Origin of the sequence: Actinoplanes sp. NPDC024001, assembly GCF_040638955.1 — a bacterium.
Taxonomy (GTDB): Bacteria; Actinomycetota; Actinomycetes; order Mycobacteriales; family Micromonosporaceae; genus Actinoplanes.
This window is the reverse complement of the sequence record NZ_JBEZZB010000229.1, coordinates 1-12,924: the sequence shown is the minus strand read 5'-3', so window position 1 is coordinate 12,924 and position 12,924 is coordinate 1. Positions and strand designations below refer to the sequence as shown.

Here is a 12,924-nt window from a genome sequence, read left to right as displayed (position 1 = left end):
CGCGGGCCAGCGCGGCCAGGTGCACCACGGCGGAGAGGCCGGGGTGGGCCTGCGCGCCGTCGAGCAGCGCGCCGGCGTGCCGCAGCCCGCGCCGGTGGCTGCGGAACGGCACCCCGCCGATGGTGGCGCGGCCGCTGGTCGGCGCGTCCAGGCCGAGCAGGACGCGCAGGGTGGTGGTCTTGCCGGCGCCGTTCGGGCCGAGGAACCCGGTGACCCGGCCGGGGTGGACGGTGAACGACAGGCCGGACACCGCGGTGGTGCGGCCGTACCGTTTGATCAGCTGGTCGACGTGAATCATGCCGATCACTGTTCCGGGGAGCGGGGCGCTCGGTCATCGGACCGCGGAACCCCTCGGTGCCGACCGTGGTAGTCGGCCCGTGGTCCGATGCTGCCGCCCCGGGCCCGCCGATAGTCTCGGGCGATGTTCGGTGCACCGGGCGCCTGGGTGGCGCTGCTCTGGTCGGCCGCGGCGTTCAGCGCGCTGCGCGGCTATTCCGGCGTGCCCGGCATGCCGTCCGGGATGCCGGCGCGGCCCGCCTGGTGCTGGGCGCTGGTGGTGGCCGCGGTGGTGACCGGGCTGGGCGCGAGCGCGCTGGTGCGCCGCCGCCCGCTGGCCGCGCTCCATCTGCTGGTGGTCTCCGCCGTGGTGCTCGTCATCGCGGTCGGTGCGGACGGCATCGCCGGTGATCCCGACCAGGCGGTGGCGCTGTTCCTGTTCGCCGCGGGGGTGGTGCTGGCCCGGGTGGTCGTCGTGCTCCCGCCCTGGGCGTGGGCCGCCGCGCTCGTGCCGATGCTCGCCGCCCTGCCGGTGAGCACGGTGCTGCGGGCGGTGCTGGGGCAGCCCGATCCCGCCGGCGACGTGAGCCTGCGGTTGGAGGGGACCGACTGGCTGGCCTTCGCGGTGCTGCCCACCCTGGTCGCGGGGCTGCTCGGGTTCTCCGTCCGGCAGGCCCGCGACTATGCCCGGCGGCTCAGCGAGCAGGCCGCCGAGCAGGCCGTGGTGGCCGAGCGGCTGCGGATCTCCCGGGAGCTGCACGACCACGTCGCGCACAGCGTCGGCGTCATCGCGCTGCAGGCCGGCGCGGCCGCCCGGGTGATGGACACCCAGCCGGAGCGGGCGCGAGAGGCGATGCGGGCGATCGAGACGACCAGCCGCGACACCCTGTCCGGGCTGCGCCGGATGCTCGGCGGGCTGCGCGAGCCGGGCGAGGCGGCGGCGCCGTTGCAGCCGGCGCCCGGCCTGGCCGACGTCGGCGAGCTGGTCGGCGCCGCGCGGGCGGCCGGGGTGGCGGTCGATCTGACGTGGAGCGGCGAGCAGCGGGCGCTCTCCGCGGAGGTGGAGCTCTCCGCCTACCGGATCATCCAGGAGTCGCTCACCAACGTGCTGCGGCACGCGGCCGCCGCCACCTGCCGGGTGTCGGTCGACTACCGGCCGGCCGAGCTGGCGATCGAGGTGGTCGACGACGGCGTCGGCGGTGACCCGTCCGGCGGCTTCGGGCTGGTCGGCCTGCGCGAGCGGGTCGCGCTGGTCGACGGCACGATCACGGCGGGCTCGCGGCCGGGCGGCGGCTTCGCGGTGGCGGCCCGGCTGCCGGCCGGGGCGGCATGAGCGTCCGGGTTCTGCTCGCCGACGACCACGCGCTGATCCGCAGCGCCCTGCAGATGGTGCTGGCCGACGCCGACGACATCGAGGTGGCCGGTGAGGCCGGGTCCGGCACCGAGGCGGTGCGCCTGACCGCCGAGCTGCGGCCGGATGTGGTGCTGATGGACATCCGGATGCCCGGTCTGGACGGCATCGAGGCGACCCGCCGGATCACCGCCGAGCCGGGCGGGCCGCGCGTCGTCGTGCTCACCACGTTCGACGACGATGAGTATGTGTATGGCGCGCTGCGCGCCGGCGCCTCCGGCTTCCTGGTCAAGGACATGGCGCTGGAGGAGATCGTCGCCGCGATCCGGGTGGTCGCCACCGGCGACGCACTGATCGCTCCGAGCGTGACCCGCCGCCTCATCGAGATGGTCGCTCGGCAGCCGGAGCCCGGGGCGGCGGCGGTGGCTCCGGTCGAGCTGGGCGGGATCACCGGCCGCGAGCGCGAGGTGCTGACGCTGATCGCGCAGGGCGCCACGAACGCGGAGATCGCGGCGCGGATGCACATCACGATGCCGACGGTGAAGAGCTATGTCGGCCGGCTGATGACCAAACTGTCGGCCCGCGACCGGGTCCAGCTGGTCATCGTGGCCTACCGGGCAGGGCTGGTCACCCCCTGAGCCGCCGCGCGCTGACCCAGGCGCATGCCGCCGCGCGGCGAGCCTCCGGCCGTGTGCCGCCGCGCGGCAGTGTCTCCGGTTGCATGCCGCCGCGCGGCGTGTCTCCGGTTGCATGCGGCCGCGCGCGGTGACTTCGGTCGCAGCGTGCCGGCGGGTGGTCACGAAGGGCAGGGCTGTCCGGTCTTTCGGGTGGTCAGGTCCGGCCGAGTCGCGAGAGAAGAGCGGGAGCACCGGGTTTCAGGCGGCCCCCAGGGGTATGCGCCAAGCAGAGCGTGGCTGGTCCCACCCGCCGCCGGACCGCGACCGGGAAGGCCCGATCAGCTGAGCAGCCCGGCGTAGGCATCAGCTGAGCAGCTCGGCGTAGGCGTCCTGGAGCGCCTGGCAGGGGCTGACACCCAGCTCGTCGCGCAGCAGGGCCCGCACGTGCTGGTAGGCCGCGAGCGCCTCGGCCACGTTGCCGCGGGCCGCGAGCGCGCGCATCAGCAGCAGATGCCCGGTCTCGCGCATCGGCGCCAGCTCCAGCAGTTCCCGGGCCGCGCGCTCGGCAGCCGGCAGCTCCGGGCCGGCGATCTCCAGGCAGGCCGTTCCGTAGCATTCGAGCGCCCGGGCCCGCGCGTCCGCGAGGCGCCGCCGCCACGACTCGGCCCACGGCGCGTCGGTCTCCGGCAGGAACCGGCGGCGGGCCACGAACTGCGCGGTCAGCGACACCGTCCAGGCCCGACGCCAGTCGCGCAGCGCGATCGACGACTCGGCCGCGTGCACCGCGGCCAGGGCGGTCCGGACGTCGACGTGGGCCGGTGACGGCAGCCGCAGCGACAGGCCGGCCCGGCCCGGCAGGACGTCCGGCCCGACGACCGCACGTACCTTCGAGATGACGACGCTCAGCGCGGCGCCCGCCGAGGCCGGTGGGTTGTCGCCCCACAGGGCGTCGACCAGGGTGTCGCGGCTGACCGGCTGGGCGTCCGCGACGGCGAGGTAGGCGAAGAGCAGGCGGCCCTGCCGCCCGGGCAGGGCCTGGTCGACGCGCCGCCCGCCGAGCTCCACGGCGAACGGCCCGCAGAGCTGCACCCGGCTCGACTGGGCCATGTCTTCAGAAGGTACCGACGCGGAGGGAATCCATGACCCGTCAGGTTCGCTGCGAATGCGGTTACACGGCCCGCGCCGACTCCGACGACGCCGTCATCGCGATGGTGCTCACCCATTTGGAGACCGACCATCCGGACCTGGTCGGCACCGAGACCGCCGAGGACATCCGCGGCTGGATCGAGCTGTTGCCGGACTGACACGCCAAGGTTGCGCCAAGGCGGCGCCAACCCCGGCCGGACACGCTGACCGGCATGACTGAACTGCAGCAGGACCGACTCGACGAACTACTGGGCCGCTTCGTCGCCGATCTCGGTGCGACGATCTCGGCCGGCAACGTGGCCATCGGCGACAAGCTCGGCCTCTACCGGGCGCTGGCCGAGGCGGGACCGTTCACCCCGGAGGAGCTGGCCGACTACACCGGGACCGCGGAACGTTACGTCCGGGAGTGGCTGCCCGGGCAGGCGGCCGGCGGACACCTGTCGTACGACGAGGCGGCGGGCACCTACTCGATGACCGCCGAGCAGGCGTACGCCTTCGCCGACCCGGACGGCCCGGCGCTGCCGGGCGCGTTCCAGCTGGCCGTGGCGTGCCTGACCGACTCCCCGAAGATCCTCGACGCGTTCCGCACCGGTGCCGGGGTGGCGTGGGGCGACCACCACCCGGACGTCTACACCGGCTGCGAGCGGTTCTTCCGTCCGGGCTACGCGGCCAACCTGGTCAGTTCCTGGGTTCCCGCGGTGCCCGGGCTCGGCGACCGGTTGACCGCCGGCATCCCGGTCGCCGACGTGGGGTGCGGCCTGGGCGCCTCCACCCGGCTGCTCGCCGAGGCGTTCCCGGCGTCGGCCTGCACCGGGTTCGACGCGCACGAGCACTCCATCGAGCTGGCCCGCAAGGCGGCGAGCCCGTGCGCCTTCGAGGTGGCGAGCGCGCAGGACTTCCCGGGCACCGGTTACGGCCTGGTCGCCACCTTCGACTGCCTGCACGACATGGGCGACCCGGTCGGCGCCGCCCGGCACATCCACGACGCCCTGGCCGACGACGGCTGGTGGCTGATCGTGGAGCCGTTCGCGGGCGCCTCGCCGGGGGAGAACCTGAACCCGGTCGGCCGGGTCTACTACTCCTTCTCCACCTTCCTGTGCGTGCCGCACGCTGTCTCGGAGGGCGCCGCGGACGCGCTGGGCAACCAGGCCGGCGAGGCGGCGATCGGCGCGGTGGTCCGGGAGGCCGGCTTCCGCACGTTCCGGCGGGTCGCCGAGACCCCGTTCAACCTGATCTACGTCGCGCGGCGATGAGGGTTTCCCGGGCGGCCGGCCGCCCGGGAAACCGTGTGCCGTCAATCCCGGGCCGGCGCGATGTTGTGGTTGAGCCGCAGCAGGTTGGCCGGGTCGACCCGCCGCTTCAGGTGGCGCAGCCGGCGGTGGACGTCCGGCCGGTACGCGTGGCGCACCGCGTCCGCCGACGCCTCGTCGACGCTCATGAAGTTGATGTAGCTGCCGCCCGTGCTCCACGGCCGCAACGCCCGGATGATCTCGGCCTCGGCGGCGCGGGTGGCGGCCGCCTGGTCCGGCCCGGCGATACTCGCGATGAACAGCGTGAACGCCGCGTCGCGGTGCGAGACCGCGCTCGGGTGCCGGGGCGGGCGGGCCAGCGCGCCGCCGAGGTGCCGCACCTCCACCATGGTGATCGGGAACGGCGCGTCCGGGCCGGCGGCGGCGAGCAGCGCGTCGACCGTGTCGCCGGAGAGTTCCCGCAGCAGCGCGGTGCGCTCGTAGGCGGGGATCGGGTCCACCGGGTCGCTGTGGATCGCCGGGAACGCCGCGTACGGCTGCTCGGCCACCATGTCCATGATCGGCGCCGCGGCCTCCCGCAGCGGCCGGACCAGCGCGGCGCCGGCCGCGGCCTCGCCGCTCCAGGCGATGCGCAGGCTCGCCACCGACTGGCCGCGCAGCGGCGGCGGGAACGACGGCAGGTCCGGGATGCGCATCAGCGCCACCGACGACGACATCGCGTCCGGCACGGTGCGGACCCAGCGACGGTACGCGTGCAGCAGCCGTCCCGCGTCGGCCCCGGCGAACAGGATCGACCCGCCGTAGAACGAGGTGACCGGGAACAGGCCGAACTCGACGGCGGTGACCACGCCGAAGTTGCTCTTGCCGCCGCGCAGCCCGAAGAACAGCTCCGGGTCGGACTTGGCGGTCACCGTCCGCAGCCGCCCGTCGGCGGTCACCACGTCGATGCTGCGCACGTGGTCGGCGGCGTAGCCGTACCGGCGGCCCAGGGTCGGGCTCAGGCCACCGCCGAGGGTGTAGCCGACCACGCCGACGATCGGCGTCGACCCGTTGAGCGGCGCCAGGCCGGCCGGCGCCGCCTTCTCGACGACGTGCTGCCACAGCGCTCCGGCCTCGGCCCGGGCCAGCCGCCGGCGGGCGTCGACCGTGACGCCCCGCAGCGCCCGCGTGGTGATCAGCACCGCGTCCCGGCCGATCGGCACGGACGGCTGGTGCCCGGTGGCGAGGACCGCGATCGGGGCGCCCCGTTTCGCCGCGATCCGCACCGCGATCTGCACGTCACCGGCGGTCTCGGCGGCGATGATCAGGCCCGGGTCGGGGACCTGCACCAGGTTGTAGGTCTTGATCTCCTCGGCGTACCCGGGATCGCCGGGCAGCAGGGCGCGGCCGCGCAGGCCGCGCGGGGTGTGCGCGGCGGCCTCGGCGACGTCGCCGGTGGTGAAGGGCGCCAGCAGCGCGCTCGCGCCGATCGCCGTGCCCAGGCCGAGCACGGTACGCCGATCCACTTGCTCCATGGTGAGTTGCTCCGTTCCCTGTCGTTGACTCCTGAAGGGAACCGGGCCGCTGTGGACGTCGCGTCGACGTCCTGTCGACGCGCCTATGATCGGGCGATGCTGCAGCGGTACGACGAGCGCAACGCCGACATCCGTTACTGGGTCAACGGCCGGCTGCTGCACCGCGACGAGCCGGGGCTGTCCCCGTTCGACTCGGTGGTGCAGGGCGGCGACGCGGTGTGGGAGGGACTGCGCCTCTACCGGGGTGCGATCTTCGGGCTGACCGAGCACCTGGCCCGGCTGCGCCGTTCCGCGCTCGCGCTCGGTTTCGCCGGCATCCCCGGCGACGACGCGATCATCGAGGCGATCGCCGCCACCCTGCGGGCCAACGAGATGACCGACGGCGTGCACATCCGCCTCACGCTGACCCGTGGGGTGAAGGTCACCAGCGGGATGGATCCGCGGCTGAACCGCTCCGGGCCGACGCTGATCGTGCTGGCCGAGCACAAGGCGCCGGTCTACGACACCACCGGCCTGCGGCTGGCCACGGCGAGCGTGCGCCGGCCCGCGCCCGACGTGCTGGACCCGAAGATCCACCACAACAACCTGCTGAACTCGATCCTGGCGAGGATCGAGGCGAACGCGGCCGGCGCCGACGACGCGCTCATGCTCGACCAGCGCGGCTTCGTCGCCGAGACCAACGCCACCCACCTGTTCGCGGTGATCGGCGAGGGCCTGGTCACGCCGACCACGGCGGCCTGCCCCGAGGGCATCACCCGGCAGACCGTGCTGGACCTGGCCGCCGTGCACCGGATCCCGGCGGTGGTGCGCGACGTGTCGCTCACCGAGATGTATGCCGCGGACGAGGTCTTCTGCACCGGCACCATGGGCGAGATCGCCGCGGTGACGGTGATCGACGGCCGGCCGATCGGCCACCGCGGGGTGGGCCCGCTCACCGCCCGGCTCGCGAAGATCTACCAGGAGCACGCCGCCACGCACGGCGTCCGCGTTCTATAGCCGGTGCTCGGCGAGCTCCTCGTAGTAGGGGCGGGCCGCCTCGACCAGCGGCCTCAGCCGGGCGGGAACCACCGCCGGGGACGGGTCGTAGGGGGCGAAGCCGGTGGACGCGCGCACCGCGGCGTACCAGAAAGGCGCCCACACGCCGTCGGAGTCGCGCGGGCCCGGCGCCCAGGAGAGCATCGCCGGGTCGAAGGCGAAGCCGAGACCGGCGCAGAGGCGCCGCAGCGTGGTCTCCGGATCGCGCAGCACGTCCGCGGCGTCCACCACCGGCCCGCCGTAGGCGCGGAAGATCTCGGCCTGCTGCGGATAGCCCAGGTCGGCCAGGGTGGGCTCGCCGCGGACCCGCGCGTAGGACGCGACCACGTGCTCGGGGTCGCGGATCAGGAAGGCGTGGGTGAGCTTGCCGAGCCAGTCCCGGCCGATCTGCGGCAGCAGGTGATGGGCCATGTGTTTCTGGTAGTGCACCGCGGGGTCGCCGGGCAGCGGCCCGGTCAGGGCGGCGGCCACCTCCGGCCAGCTGGTCGGCTGGGACGCCAGGATCTGCTCCCGGCCCGGGTGGTCGATGCCGGTGACCGCCAGGTAGTGGGCGTAGAGCGGCTCGTCGGCCACCACGGTGTCGGCGCGCGACTCGAAACTGCGCATCATCGCGGTCGAGATGTTGCGCGGCCCCGACCACATCGCCACCCTGATCGTCATCGGACCCGGGTCAGCTCCAGGACCGGGATCACCCGGATGCCGGCGGTCCGGCTCGCGTAGTCGGCGAAGCCCGGGTAGCGGCGGGCCTGTTCGTCGAAGACCCGGTCGCGTTCCTCGCCGGTCAGTTCCTTCACGGTGATCGGAAACGTCTCGGTGCCGACCTCGGCGGTCGCCTCGCCGGCAGCGAGCAGGTTGTGGTACCACTGCGGGTTCGTCGGCGCGCCGCCCTTGGACGCGATGACGTACATGATGTCGCGGTCGGTCTCGTGCGGCAGGAACATCAGCGGTGAGATGAGCTCGCGACCGCTCTTGCGGCCCCGGTGGTGCACCACGATCATCGGTGCGCCCTCGAAGGGGCCGCCGACGCGGCCCTGGTTCGCGCGGAACTCGGCGATGATCTTCGCGTTCCAGTCATCCATGGGTTGGAGTCAACCACGGGTGTAGATCAGCGGACACTTTTCTGTCGCATTCGGGCCTACCGTGCGGGCATGTCCGAGTTCCGTAAAGACTGTGATCCGGTCGACGCGCTCGACTTCCGGCCCGACGAGTCCCAGCCCATCGGCTATCTGCTCGACCTGTCCGTCGCCGGCGCCGCGGTGCCGCCCGAGCTCAAGGTCGCGGTGCCGACCGACGTGACCGCGCAACAGTCGCCCGGCGCCGGGATTCGGCTGACCCCGGCGGTGGCGGTGCTCGGCAGCGTCTACTGGTCGACCCGGCCGGGTGATCCGATCCGGCTGTTCGCCTACGCCGAGGCCGGGGTCGCGCGGCGCCTGGCGGCCCTGCGTGACCAGGCCACACAGGACCAGATCATCCGCGTGGCGCTGGTCGTCTACGACTGCGACCACCGGAGCGGCACCTACTTCACCGAGTTCCAGACCCTCACCGGGTCGGCGCCGGCCGGCACGCCGCCGGGACCGGAGACGGATCCGGCCGCACCGGCTGCGCCGGTGTTCGGCCGGCTGGGACGTGACGGCCTGCTGGTGGCTGAGGATCATGAGGATCTCACCCCCGACGTACGGGTCCACGCGGTCCAGTTCGAGCTGGTGCCGATGCCGGCGCCCCGTGCCCAGCAGATCATGCTCCAGCCGCAGCCGGGCGCGAAGGTCGTCAAGGAGTTCGGTCTGCCGTCGCGGTCACGGCCATAGCAGCTCCGTCACCCACCCGCTGCCGTCCCGGCGGTAGCGCAGGCGGACGTGCCGGCGGTCCCGGTCACCCTGCCAGAACTCCACCGTGGACGCGGTGACGGCGTAGACGGTGTGCTCGGCGCTGAGCGTGCCCGGCTCCTGCTCGACGGTCCGCTCGGCGGCGGTGAAGGCGCGTTCCAGGTCGGCCGGGCCGGCGAGCACCCGGCTCTGCCGACTGGCCAGGGCGGCCGCCCGGGAGGCGGGGGACCGGGCCAGGAAGTCGCCGGCCGACGTCGCGGCGTCCAGGGCGGCGACCGTTCCGCGTACCCGGACCTGCCGGCCCTGCTCGCGCCAGTAGAACCCGAGCGCGGCGGCCGGGTTAGCGTCCAGCTGCCGGCCTTTCGGGCTGGTCGCGTCGGTGGCGAACTGCCAGCCGCGCTCGTCGGCCTCCCGCAGGATCAGCACCCGGCTGTCCGGCAGCCCGTCGGCGTCCACCGTACTCAGAGTCATCACGTGCGGCTCGGTCACGCCGGCCGCGACCGCCTCGCCGAACCAGGCGGCGAACAGCTCGTGCGGGTCGTCCGGGGCGCCGGCGGTGCGGAACGAGGGCAGCGGCCGGGCGAAGACCGGCAGGCCGCGCAGCAGGTCACGAATGCTCACCCGGGTGATCCTGCCCCAGGCGGGCGTGGCCCGGCGGGAACCGGCGCCCGCGTCTGGCAAGATCCTCAGGTGCGTTGGGCTGAGGAATTCGACACGTCCGTGCTGACCGAGCGGCAGCGGCGGATCCTGACCGTCATCCGGGACTGGGCGGTGAAGCACGGCCACGCGCCGTCCACCCGGGAGATCGCGGACGCGGTCGGCCTGGCCTCGACCTCCTCGGTCAGCCGCCACCTGCAGGTCCTGGAGGAGCTCGGGTTCCTGCGCCGCGGGCGGACCGTGACCCGGCCGATCGACGTCCGGATGTATCTGGAGCCGGCCACCCGGGAGGCGGGGAACTCCTCGACGGTCGGTGTGCCGCTGGTCGGCACGATCGCCGCCGGCACCCCGATCCTGGCCGAGGAGGAGACCGGCGAGCTGCTCGACCTGCCCCGCGACCTGGTCGGCCGGGGCACCCTGTTCTGCCTGCGGGTGCAGGGCGACTCGATGGTCGACGCGGCGATCTGCGACGGCGACATCGTGGTGGTACGCCAACAGCACGAGGCGTACAACGGCGAGATCGTGGCCGCGATGATCGACGAGGAGGCCACCGTCAAGGTCTACCGGCGGCGCGGCGGGCACGTGGTGCTGGAGCCGCGCAACCCGGCGTACGAGCCGATCGACGGCGACCGCGCGGTGATCCTCGGCAAGGTGGTCTCGGTGCTCCGGCGCATCTAGATGTTATGAACATCCAGATGTTGCGAGTATCTTGATGCGGTGACCGCAGCAAGGAACTCCCGATGGCCCGGCTGACCCGGGTGCAGCAGCAGGCCCGCACCAGGGCGGCCGTGCTCGCCGCCGCCGCGCGCGAGTTCGTCGAGCACGGCTATGCGGACGCGAAGGTGGACCGCATCGCCGAGCGGGCCGAGCTGACCCGCGGGGCGGTGTACTCGAACTTCCCCGGCAAACGATCCCTCTACCTGGCCGTGCTCCTGGAGATCGCGCGGAACCGGCCGTCCGCGGCGAGCCCCGCGCCGCCCGCCGACGTCGCCGCGGCCGCCGAGGCGTTCGCCCGCACCTGGCTGGAGCGGCTGCCGCTGACCGGGGACACCGCGGCCGGCGCCCGGCTGCGCGGGCACTCGGTGACCGGGGTCTTCGACGACGAGCCCGGGCGGGCCGCCATGGCCGGGCTCGCCCAGCTGGAGAGCCTGCTGCTGGCGCTGCGGCTGGAGTCGTCGCGGCCGCGCGAGGCCCGCCGGGTGCGCCTCGCCGAGCTGATCCTCACGCTGCTGCACGGGGCCGACCACCTGGCCCAGTCGGCGCCCGGCTTCGGCGACCCGTTCGACGTGACCCGCGCCTGCCGTTACCTGGCCGCGATGGAGGCGCCGGACCGGTGGGACCCGCCGCACCTGCCGTACATTCCGGCGGCGCGCCCCGGCCGGCAGGCGTGGGCGCCGCCCGCCGAGATGACCGACGCGCTCACCGACGGCCCGGTCGGCTGCGCCGGCGACGGCGTCGTGGTGATCCTCGGCGCCGCCCGGCTGGGCATGGCCGAGGAGGCGGTCCGGGCGGCCCGGCCCGGCGAGCCGGTCACCATCGCCGCGGTGACCAGCACCCCGGCCGAGATCGGCGCGCTGGTCCGGCTGCGGATCACCGACCTGGCCGGGAGCCTGCGGCGGGTGTTCGGCCCGGCCGGCACAGCGGTGCGGCTGATCCTCGACGAGGAGGGCCTGCTCGCCGCGGCGGCCGGGGTGGACGCGGCGGACGACACCGAGGCCGCCGTGCGGATCGGCGACGGGGAGATCGTCGCGCGGGCGGACGGCCGGGGCGCCGGCCACGCGGCCGCGATCGCGACGGGAGAGCGATGAGCCAGGACACCGTGCTGCACACGCTGCGCTGCATCGGGTTCGCCGAGCTGGCGCGGGTCGCCGACGCGAGCGGGCTCGACCAGGCGGACACCGAGTCGCACCTGATCGACCTCGCGGTGGACGGGTTCGTCACCCGGACCACGGGGGAGTTCGGCGGCGGGTGGGGCCTGACCGAGGCCGGTCGCGCCGAGGACGCCCGGCGGATCTCGGCGGAACTCGACCGGGCCGGCGCACGGGAGGCGGTCGCCGCGGCGTACGAGAGCTTTCTGATCCTGAACCCGGAGCTGCTGGAGCTGTGCTCGGCGGCGCTGGACGCCTCGGCCGACCCCGGCCTCGCGGGCCGGGTGCTGGCCCGGTTCGCCGACCTGGACCGGCGCGCCGAGCCGGTCTGCGCGGATCTGCGCGCGGCCCTGCCGCGTTTCGGCCGCTATCGGGTACGCCTGACGACCGCCCTCGACCGGGCCCGCGACGGCGCCCCGCGGTATCTGGCCGAGACCACCGACTCGTATCACAGCGTGTGGTTCCAGCTGCACGAGGACCTGCTCGCCACCCTCGGCATCCCGCGATGAGCCACCTCCACCGGCTGGACGCGCACGCGGGGGAGCCGGCCGCCGTGATCGGCGCCAAGGCCCACGGCCTCAACGAGCTGCTGCGCCTCGGCCTGCCCGTCCCGCCCGGCTTCGTGATCGGCGCCGCGGCCTGCCGGGAGTTCCTGCGCGACGGGAGCTTTCCGGACGGTCTCGGCGCGGCGCTGGCCACGCTCGGGGCGCCGCTGGTGGCGGTCCGGTCCGGCGCCGCCGTGTCGATGCCCGGCATGATGGACACCGTCCTCGGAGTCGCGCCCGGCGACGTCCGGGCCGCCGTGGAGGCGGTGTTCTCGTCGTGGCGCACCCCGCGCGCCGTCACCTACCGGGAGCTGCACGGCATCGCGCACGACCTGGGCACCGCGGTGATCGTGCAGGCCATGGTGCACGGCGACCGCGATCAGCGCAGCGGGAGCGGGGTCGCGTTCAGCCGGGATCCGAGCACCGGCTCGCGGGAGTTCTTCGGCGACGTCCTGTTCGGGCGGCCGGGCACCGACGTGGTGAGCGGCGAGCACGCCACCCGGCCGCTGGCGGAGCTCGCCGAGCGGGAGCCGGCGGTGTGGGCGGAGCTGTCCGCGGCGTTGCGGCGGCTGGAGTCGCACTACCGGGACGCCTGCCATGTGGAGTTCACGGTCGAGTCGGGCCGGCTGTGGTTTCTGCAGGTGCGCGCCGGTGGACTGGTCGGGCGGGCGGCGGTGCGGGTGGCGGTCGACCTGGCCGACGAGCGGGTCATCGACCGGCGGACGGCGGTGGGGCGGGTCAGCGAACGGGATCTGCGCGCCGCCCGTACCCCGCGGATCCGTGCCGGCGCCGGGCTGGACGTGCTCGCCCGCGGCCGGGGCGCCGGGCCCGGCGTCGCGGCC

At 74.4% G+C, this 12,924-nt stretch carries 16 protein-coding genes; 10 read left to right on the top strand and 6 right to left on the bottom strand.

All coding sequences use genetic code 11. From position 1 onward, the window contains the following. The coding region (locus AB0F81_RS46840; RefSeq protein ID WP_360210129.1) for an ATP-binding cassette domain-containing protein at window positions 1–298 on the bottom strand (298 nt) is incomplete at its 3' end. Window positions 299–421: 123 nt separating this feature from the next. Here AB0F81_RS46840 and AB0F81_RS46835 point away from each other — a divergent pair. Beyond that, window positions 422–1,609: a sensor histidine kinase gene (locus AB0F81_RS46835; protein WP_360210127.1), complete on the top strand. Its 1,188-nt coding sequence runs from the start codon at window positions 422–424 to the stop codon at window positions 1,607–1,609. Continuing rightward, window positions 1,606–2,265 carry a response regulator transcription factor gene (locus tag AB0F81_RS46830; RefSeq protein WP_360210125.1) on the top strand — a complete coding sequence of 220 codons (660 nt, stop codon included), beginning with the start codon at window positions 1,606–1,608 and terminating at the stop codon, window positions 2,263–2,265. The genes AB0F81_RS46835 and AB0F81_RS46830 overlap by 4 nt, the downstream gene beginning before the upstream one ends. A 342-nt stretch (window positions 2,266–2,607) precedes the next feature. Here the strand turns inward: AB0F81_RS46830 and AB0F81_RS46825 are convergent, their stop codons facing one another. Continuing rightward, window positions 2,608–3,351, bottom strand: coding sequence for a BTAD domain-containing putative transcriptional regulator (locus AB0F81_RS46825; RefSeq protein WP_360210123.1), 744 nt, complete (start codon window positions 3,349–3,351; stop codon window positions 2,608–2,610). Window positions 3,352–3,383: 32 nt separating this feature from the next. Here AB0F81_RS46825 and AB0F81_RS46820 point away from each other — a divergent pair, with 32 nt between their 5' ends. Beyond that, on the top strand, window positions 3,384–3,548 hold the full coding sequence (locus AB0F81_RS46820) for a DUF1059 domain-containing protein (protein WP_360210121.1): 165 nt from the start codon (window positions 3,384–3,386) through the stop codon (window positions 3,546–3,548). Window positions 3,549–3,602: 54 nt separating this feature from the next. Continuing rightward, the gene (locus tag AB0F81_RS46815) at window positions 3,603–4,643 is read left to right on the top strand and encodes a class I SAM-dependent methyltransferase (protein WP_360210119.1); all 1,041 of its coding nucleotides are present in this window, start codon (window positions 3,603–3,605) and stop codon (window positions 4,641–4,643) included. A 41-nt stretch (window positions 4,644–4,684) separates the two neighbouring features. Here AB0F81_RS46815 and AB0F81_RS46810 read toward each other — a convergent pair whose 3' ends face one another. Beyond that, window positions 4,685–6,145 (bottom strand): FAD-dependent oxidoreductase, encoded by a 1,461-nt coding sequence (locus AB0F81_RS46810; RefSeq protein ID WP_360210117.1) that lies wholly within the window; start codon window positions 6,143–6,145, stop codon window positions 4,685–4,687. 105 nt (window positions 6,146–6,250) lie between these two features. On the opposite strand from AB0F81_RS46810, the gene AB0F81_RS46805 reads away from it, so the two are divergent. Beyond that, complete coding sequence (locus tag AB0F81_RS46805; RefSeq protein ID WP_360210115.1) at window positions 6,251–7,150, top strand: aminotransferase class IV; 900 nt, start codon at window positions 6,251–6,253, stop codon at window positions 7,148–7,150. Here the strand turns inward: AB0F81_RS46805 and AB0F81_RS46800 are convergent. Together AB0F81_RS46800 and AB0F81_RS46795 are read right to left on the bottom strand one after the other, a co-directional pair. After that, window positions 7,145–7,849 carry an HAD family hydrolase gene (locus AB0F81_RS46800; RefSeq protein ID WP_360210113.1) on the bottom strand — a complete coding sequence of 235 codons (705 nt, stop codon included), beginning with the start codon at window positions 7,847–7,849 and terminating at the stop codon, window positions 7,145–7,147. The genes AB0F81_RS46805 and AB0F81_RS46800 overlap by 6 nt on opposite strands. Then, a complete protein-coding gene (locus tag AB0F81_RS46795) occupies window positions 7,846–8,268 on the bottom strand; it encodes a nitroreductase/quinone reductase family protein (protein WP_360210111.1) in 423 nt (140 codons plus the stop codon). The genes AB0F81_RS46800 and AB0F81_RS46795 overlap by 4 nt, the downstream gene beginning before the upstream one ends. A 69-nt stretch (window positions 8,269–8,337) precedes the next feature. On the opposite strand from AB0F81_RS46795, the gene AB0F81_RS46790 reads away from it, so the two are divergent. After that, window positions 8,338–8,994: a hypothetical protein gene (locus AB0F81_RS46790; RefSeq protein ID WP_360210109.1), complete on the top strand. Its 657-nt coding sequence runs from the start codon at window positions 8,338–8,340 to the stop codon at window positions 8,992–8,994. On the opposite strand, the gene AB0F81_RS46785 is transcribed toward AB0F81_RS46790, so the two are convergent. Next, on the bottom strand, window positions 8,983–9,633 hold the full coding sequence (locus AB0F81_RS46785; protein ID WP_360210107.1) for a pyridoxal 5'-phosphate synthase: 651 nt from the start codon (window positions 9,631–9,633) through the stop codon (window positions 8,983–8,985). The two genes, AB0F81_RS46790 and AB0F81_RS46785, sit on opposite strands and share 12 nt — an antisense overlap. Window positions 9,634–9,702: 69 nt before the next feature. Between AB0F81_RS46785 and lexA the strand changes: the two genes are divergently transcribed. From lexA to AB0F81_RS46765, 4 genes are all read left to right on the top strand, one after another. Then, window positions 9,703–10,347 (top strand): transcriptional repressor LexA, encoded by a 645-nt coding sequence (gene lexA, locus AB0F81_RS46780; RefSeq protein ID WP_360210105.1) that lies wholly within the window; start codon window positions 9,703–9,705, stop codon window positions 10,345–10,347. A gap of 62 nt (window positions 10,348–10,409) precedes the next feature. Further along, window positions 10,410–11,477 carry a helix-turn-helix domain-containing protein gene (locus tag AB0F81_RS46775; protein ID WP_360210103.1) on the top strand — a complete coding sequence of 356 codons (1,068 nt, stop codon included), beginning with the start codon at window positions 10,410–10,412 and terminating at the stop codon, window positions 11,475–11,477. After that, window positions 11,474–12,046, top strand: coding sequence for a transcriptional regulator (locus AB0F81_RS46770; RefSeq protein WP_360210101.1), 573 nt, complete (start codon window positions 11,474–11,476; stop codon window positions 12,044–12,046). The genes AB0F81_RS46775 and AB0F81_RS46770 overlap by 4 nt, the downstream gene beginning before the upstream one ends. Next, window positions 12,043–12,924 (top strand): PEP/pyruvate-binding domain-containing protein (locus tag AB0F81_RS46765; RefSeq protein WP_360210099.1); only part of this gene is annotated, 882 nt, incomplete at its 3' end. The genes AB0F81_RS46770 and AB0F81_RS46765, both read left to right, overlap by 4 nt.

Bases quoted from the DNA above. Each gene is read 5' to 3' on its own strand.
- AB0F81_RS46775 (WP_360210103.1), top strand. From the start codon at position 10,410: ATGGCCCGGCTGACCCGGGTGCAGCAGCAGGCCCGCACCAGGGCGGCC.
- AB0F81_RS46825 (WP_360210123.1), bottom strand. From the start codon at position 3,351: ATGGCCCAGTCGAGCCGGGTGCAGCTCTGCGGGCCGTTCGCCGTGGAG.
- AB0F81_RS46800 (WP_360210113.1), bottom strand. From the start codon at position 7,849: ATGACGATCAGGGTGGCGATGTGGTCGGGGCCGCGCAACATCTCGACC.
- AB0F81_RS46835 (WP_360210127.1), top strand. From the start codon at position 422: ATGTTCGGTGCACCGGGCGCCTGGGTGGCGCTGCTCTGGTCGGCCGCG.
- AB0F81_RS46815 (WP_360210119.1), top strand. From the start codon at position 3,603: ATGACTGAACTGCAGCAGGACCGACTCGACGAACTACTGGGCCGCTTC.
- AB0F81_RS46830 (WP_360210125.1), top strand. From the start codon at position 1,606: ATGAGCGTCCGGGTTCTGCTCGCCGACGACCACGCGCTGATCCGCAGC.
- AB0F81_RS46770 (WP_360210101.1), top strand. From the start codon at position 11,474: ATGAGCCAGGACACCGTGCTGCACACGCTGCGCTGCATCGGGTTCGCC.
- AB0F81_RS46820 (WP_360210121.1), top strand. From the start codon at position 3,384: ATGACCCGTCAGGTTCGCTGCGAATGCGGTTACACGGCCCGCGCCGAC.
- AB0F81_RS46795 (WP_360210111.1), bottom strand. From the start codon at position 8,268: ATGGATGACTGGAACGCGAAGATCATCGCCGAGTTCCGCGCGAACCAG.
- AB0F81_RS46790 (WP_360210109.1), top strand. From the start codon at position 8,338: ATGTCCGAGTTCCGTAAAGACTGTGATCCGGTCGACGCGCTCGACTTC.
- AB0F81_RS46805 (WP_360210115.1), top strand. From the start codon at position 6,251: ATGCTGCAGCGGTACGACGAGCGCAACGCCGACATCCGTTACTGGGTC.